Source organism: Methylocucumis oryzae, assembly GCF_000963695.1.
Classification (GTDB): domain Bacteria; phylum Pseudomonadota; class Gammaproteobacteria; order Methylococcales; family Methylomonadaceae; genus Methylovulum; species Methylovulum oryzae.
The window spans coordinates 1-4,461 of sequence record NZ_LAJX01000157.1; the positions used below are offsets into that span (position 1 = coordinate 1).

Consider the following 4,461-nt stretch of genomic DNA (forward strand, 5'->3'; position numbering starts at 1 on the left):
TAAAGTCTTTTTGTAAACGGCCTTCTTGTTTTAATGATGCGTATTTACAAGCGTTTTAATCGTCCTAATGTCCAGTTGGTTGATACCGATGGAAAAGGCGTCACCGGGTTAACAGAAAGCTCGGTCGTCGTTGGTAATAGCCATTATGACGTCGATTGTTTAATTTTCGCGACGGGGTTTGAAATCGGTACGGCCTATCCTAAACGCGCGGGTTTTGAACTGTATGGTGAAAACGGTTTAAGCTTATCAGACAAGTGGGCTGAAGGGATGCGCACCTTATACGGTATGCAAACCCAAGGTTTTCCAAACTGTTTTTTTGTCGGTATGACACAAGGGGCGTATACCGCTAATTACACTCACATGTTGTACGAGCAAAGCGAGCATATCGCCTATATCGTCGCCGAAGTCACTAAGCGCGGTCAACGCGCGGTTGATGTTACAGAACAAGGTGAAGCGGCATGGGTTGCAGAAATTACACGTTTAGCACAATCGTACTCTACGTTTTATCAAGAATGCACACCCGGTTATTACAACAACGAAGGTAAGCCTAATGAGGGTAATAACGCTAAAATCGCCAGCTTTTATGGTGGTGGTTCCGAGGCGTTTTTTTGCCTTGCTAAAGGCTTGGCGTGAGCAAGGCGAACTGCAAGGACTGGCGTTCATTGCTTAGGATTCGCTGTCTTCATGGGATAAGGTCGCGGTACTGCCCGCCATAATTCCACCATCTAACACGATTTCTGAACCGGTCATATAACGCGATTCATCTGAGGCTAAGTACAACACGCAATAGGCAACATCTAATGGTGTACCCATATCGTTTAATGGAATGCCACGTTTAACAAAGTTTAGTGTGGCCGTGCGTTGTTCTTCTGTGTCACCCATCACGGTATCCCAAATCGGGGTATAAATCGCACCGGGGTGTAATGAATTACAGCGAATATTGTAACCATGCTGCGCGCAATGCATGGCCACGCTTTTCGTTAAATTACGCACAGCACCTTTACTAGAGCAATAACCAGCTGTTTGAGCAATGCCAACCATGCCTGAGCGCGATGACATATTGATAATAGAGCCGCCTTGGGCTTTCATGAGCTGAATACCGTATTTACAGCCTAAAAACACACCATCCAAGTTTACCGCATGAATTTGTTGCCAATCGTTGAGTGATACCTGCTCAACGTCTTGCGGTCGTCCTAAAAATTCTGGCTCAAAACCGGACACACCGGCATTGTTAAACACCACATCTAAACGGCCAAAGCGTTGTTTAATGGCGTCAGTGACGGCCATCCAATCCGCTTCTTGGCGGACATCTAAATGATAGTAACAGGCGTTATCGCCTATTTCGTCAACAACGGCTAAACCTAAGTCATCGAGAATATCGACGATAATGACAAACGCACCGTGCTGGGCAAGTAGTTTAGCGGTGCCAGCGCCAATGCCGCGACTACCGCCGGTGATTAACGCTATCTTATTGTTTAATCTGGTCATTTATGGCTATAAACTCAATTTGTATTGCTGTGGAATTTGACTGACATCAACAGCATGGTCGTACCTATGTAATTCGCCGGTTTCAGTGTCAATTAAATGATTGTTAAACAGCTTGCCATGTAAGTGGTTTTTGAGCTTGATATTGCAGTCATAAATCGGAAATAAGCGAATAATATACACGGCTCTATCTTCGTGTTGGTTTTTCCATAATTCGGCAGCGTGGAAGTTTTTTATTATTCCATAACAAAACTTTGCCTTTGCTTTCATCGTATTTGAGAAACTCTTGGCTGTAATGTTTTTTGGCTAAGGTAATCACATTTTTATAATGCGCCATGAGTTGTTGATAAGGCTTGCTTTTAATAAAGCCTGCTAAATCTTCCGCTGTGATTTTTTCCGGGTCTATATAACCGTTTTCATCTAAAAATCTGGCATCGTGACCAAAATGGTTTTGCAATTGTTTCAGCAAAACATTGCCAGGAATTTTGAGCTTAGCTTCCGGTAATACCGTAATACGACCACCGTTATCATCGTCTAAATTGATTAACGGAATGTATAATGTGACATCGTTTTCGGTTTCGTAAAAATGATGGAAATTGGGTAAGTCGGTGTGAATACCGGCAGCAGAGCGACCAAAATCATTGCCGAGAAAAATATCATAACCAACCACTAAATAACGGGTTTTAAAAAACTTATGTAAGCCTTGGCTTAGTAAATACGCGCAGACATCAGCAATATAAGCTTGCTCAGCATACACGGCTTTATGATAGGTTCTATCGTACAAGCTCTTAACCATTTTCTTTGCCAGCCCTGGAAACGTGCTAAACAGCGCACCTAACGCTTTGCCTTCTAAATAGGCTTGATGTTCGTTATTAGCAAAAAATTTAGGGAAGTCGTTATGGCCCAGTTGAATGGCTTGATAATGGGCTTTGATGGTATCGACTAAGGATTCAGGCAAGGTTAAACCGGTTTCAACAAAGCCGCTGGTGTAATATTCGTTAAAATAGCGCTCTTTAAGTATATCCAGCATGTTAAGCGTCTCTACAGTCAGGTTAAAATAGCGTACAACGTGAATTAGCGACTGGATTCTATCGTAATTGCAACATTCAAGCGAATTTATGTTAACAAGTTTTATCAGTCTTCATTTAATTTCATTCAGGAGTCAAGCATGGTCGCGGTAGGCATAGAAGCAATGAATCATTACGGTGGTAGCGCTTATTTAGATGTTTTGGAATTAGCGCATTACCGTCAACTCGACACGGCGAGATTTGATAATTTGCTAATGAAGCAAAAAACCGTGGCTATGCCATTTGAAGACCCCGTTACCTTTGGTATTAATGCGGCTAAGCCCATCATAGACGCCTTATCTGAAGCTGAAAAAGACCGTATCGAACTGTTAATCTGTTGCTCTGAGTCAGGTATCGATTTTGGCAAGTCGATGAGTACTTACATGCATTATTACTTAGGACTAAATCGTAATTGCCGCATGTTCGAGTTAAAACAAGCGTGTTACTCAGGGACAGCGGGGTTACAAATGGCAGTGAATTTTATCTTGGCGCAAACCTCGCCAGGGGCAAAAGCGTTAGTTGTTGCTACAGATATTTCTAGGTTTTTAGTCGCGGAAGGTGGCGATGCATTAACTATGGATTGGTCGTTTACCGAGCCTAGTGGTGGCGCGGGTGCTGTTGCGTTACTGGTAAGCGAGCAGCCTGACATTTTTCAAATCGATGTCGGCGCGAATGGCTATTATGGTTATGAAGTCATGGATACCTGTAGGCCAATTCCCGACAGCGAAGCCGGTAATGCGGATTTATCCTTATTGTCGTATTTAGATTGCTGCGAACAAGCATTTTTACAATATCAACAACGCGTTGCCGATGTCGATTATCGAACTAGTTTCAATTATTTAAGCTTCCACACGCCGTTTGGCGGCATGGTTAAAGGCGCGCATAGGCAAATGATGCGTAAAATAGCTAAAGCCGGGCGCGATGATATTGAGCAAGATTTTATGCAGCGCGTCATGCCTGGCTTAAGCTATTGCCAACGGGTTGGGAATATCATGGGTGCGACCGTGTTATTGTCGTTAGCAGGTAGCATCGATTACGGTGACATTAATAGCCCTAAGCGTATTGGGTGTTTTTCCTATGGTTCCGGTTGTTGTTCTGAGTTTTATAGCGGCGTAGTCACGCCTTCAGGGCAAAAGAAACTAGGCACTATGGCGATAGCCAGCCATTTAGATAACCGTTATCGCTTATCAATGCCCGAATACGAAACACTATTAGCCGGCAGTGAGCAAGTGAAATTCGGTACTCGTAATGCCGTTATCGATACTGAATTGTTACCCGGTGTTTGGCAAACAAACCAAAACGCGACGCTAAAAGAAGGCAAAGCTAGAATTTATTTGCGCGAAATAAAAGAGTTTTATCGGCAATATGAATGGGTAGCTTAAGCGCTGTTCATTACCCGATCTTACAAGCACAAACCTGTATTAATCAGTCGGAGGTATTATGTGGATACTACTATTTATTCTAGCGCTAGCGTTTGTATTAGGCAGTGCCTTGATTTTATTACGCTCAAGTAACTTATCGAAGCCACCTAAGGATGTTAAGCCGCAACCTTATCAGAAAGATGAGGATTCGGGGTGGTAGGTAATGTCCGCGACTGAATCTCAGTTGGCCGAGCTGTTGGCTATAGCGGCGTTGTTAAGGGAATAAAATTAGGTGGTCTAGCTATTTTGTATCTCGCTGGTCTGCGTTTTTGTTGGTGAAAACTATACCATCTGTCTTTTTTCAGTAACCGTTCAATCTAGCCACGTTGTTTTCTAAAAGACATTCTGATCCTTAACTGTCTCGGAATTTGCCGTTGCAAAAGGCAGCAACTCATCGATACGACTGTTGGGCCAAGTCGGTAATTTTTCCAAAGTATCCTTGAGCCATTCGGTAGGATTTAAGCCATTGAGTTTAGCCGTCCCTAATA

Annotated in this window: 7 protein-coding genes; 3 read left to right on the top strand and 4 right to left on the bottom strand. The window is 43.2% G+C overall.

Going from position 1 to position 4,461, the window contains the following annotated elements; all coding sequences use genetic code 11:
* Positions 1-33: 33 nt before the first annotated feature.
* The gene (locus tag VZ94_RS14850; protein ID WP_045779826.1) at positions 34-633 is read left to right on the top strand and encodes an NAD(P)/FAD-dependent oxidoreductase; all 600 of its coding nucleotides are present in this window, start codon (positions 34-36) and stop codon (positions 631-633) included.
* Positions 634-666: 33 nt separating this feature from the next.
* Here VZ94_RS14850 and VZ94_RS14855 read toward each other — a convergent pair whose 3' ends face one another.
* The 3 genes from VZ94_RS14855 to VZ94_RS14860 are packed head-to-tail and all read right to left on the bottom strand — an operon-like array spanning position 667 to position 2,515.
* Entirely contained in the window at positions 667-1,488 is an 822-nt protein-coding gene (locus VZ94_RS14855) for an SDR family oxidoreductase (protein WP_045779827.1), read from the bottom strand.
* 6 nt (positions 1,489-1,494) lie between these two features.
* Entirely contained in the window at positions 1,495-1,668 is a 174-nt protein-coding gene (locus tag VZ94_RS26050; RefSeq protein ID WP_157844946.1) for a hypothetical protein, read from the bottom strand.
* Between the two features lie 4 nt (positions 1,669-1,672).
* Positions 1,673-2,515, bottom strand: a complete 843-nt coding sequence (locus VZ94_RS14860; protein ID WP_045779828.1) for a hypothetical protein — start codon at positions 2,513-2,515, stop codon at positions 1,673-1,675.
* Positions 2,516-2,653: 138 nt separating this feature from the next.
* Here VZ94_RS14860 and VZ94_RS14865 point away from each other — a divergent pair, with 138 nt between their 5' ends.
* Together VZ94_RS14865 and VZ94_RS26490 are read left to right on the top strand one after the other, a co-directional pair.
* Positions 2,654-3,934, top strand: a complete 1,281-nt coding sequence (locus VZ94_RS14865) for a hydroxymethylglutaryl-CoA synthase family protein (RefSeq protein WP_045779829.1) — start codon at positions 2,654-2,656, stop codon at positions 3,932-3,934.
* Between the two features lie 58 nt (positions 3,935-3,992).
* Positions 3,993-4,133 (top strand): hypothetical protein, encoded by a 141-nt coding sequence (locus VZ94_RS26490; protein ID WP_192828661.1) that lies wholly within the window; start codon positions 3,993-3,995, stop codon positions 4,131-4,133.
* Between the two features lie 173 nt (positions 4,134-4,306).
* Here the strand turns inward: VZ94_RS26490 and VZ94_RS24580 are convergent.
* A partial coding sequence (locus VZ94_RS24580; RefSeq protein ID WP_131655577.1) for a transposase domain-containing protein occupies positions 4,307-4,461 on the bottom strand: 155 nt, incomplete at its 5' end.

What these genes read in the sequence shown, in the direction of transcription:
- VZ94_RS14860 (WP_045779828.1), bottom strand. Translation starts at nt 2,515, where the DNA reads ATGCTGGATATACTTAAAGAGCGCTATTTTAACGAATATTACACCAGC.
- VZ94_RS14865 (WP_045779829.1), top strand. Translation starts at nt 2,654, where the DNA reads ATGGTCGCGGTAGGCATAGAAGCAATGAATCATTACGGTGGTAGCGCT.
- VZ94_RS26490 (WP_192828661.1), top strand. Translation starts at nt 3,993, where the DNA reads ATGTGGATACTACTATTTATTCTAGCGCTAGCGTTTGTATTAGGCAGT.
- VZ94_RS14855 (WP_045779827.1), bottom strand. Translation starts at nt 1,488, where the DNA reads ATGACCAGATTAAACAATAAGATAGCGTTAATCACCGGCGGTAGTCGC.
- VZ94_RS14850 (WP_045779826.1), top strand. Translation starts at nt 34, where the DNA reads ATGATGCGTATTTACAAGCGTTTTAATCGTCCTAATGTCCAGTTGGTT.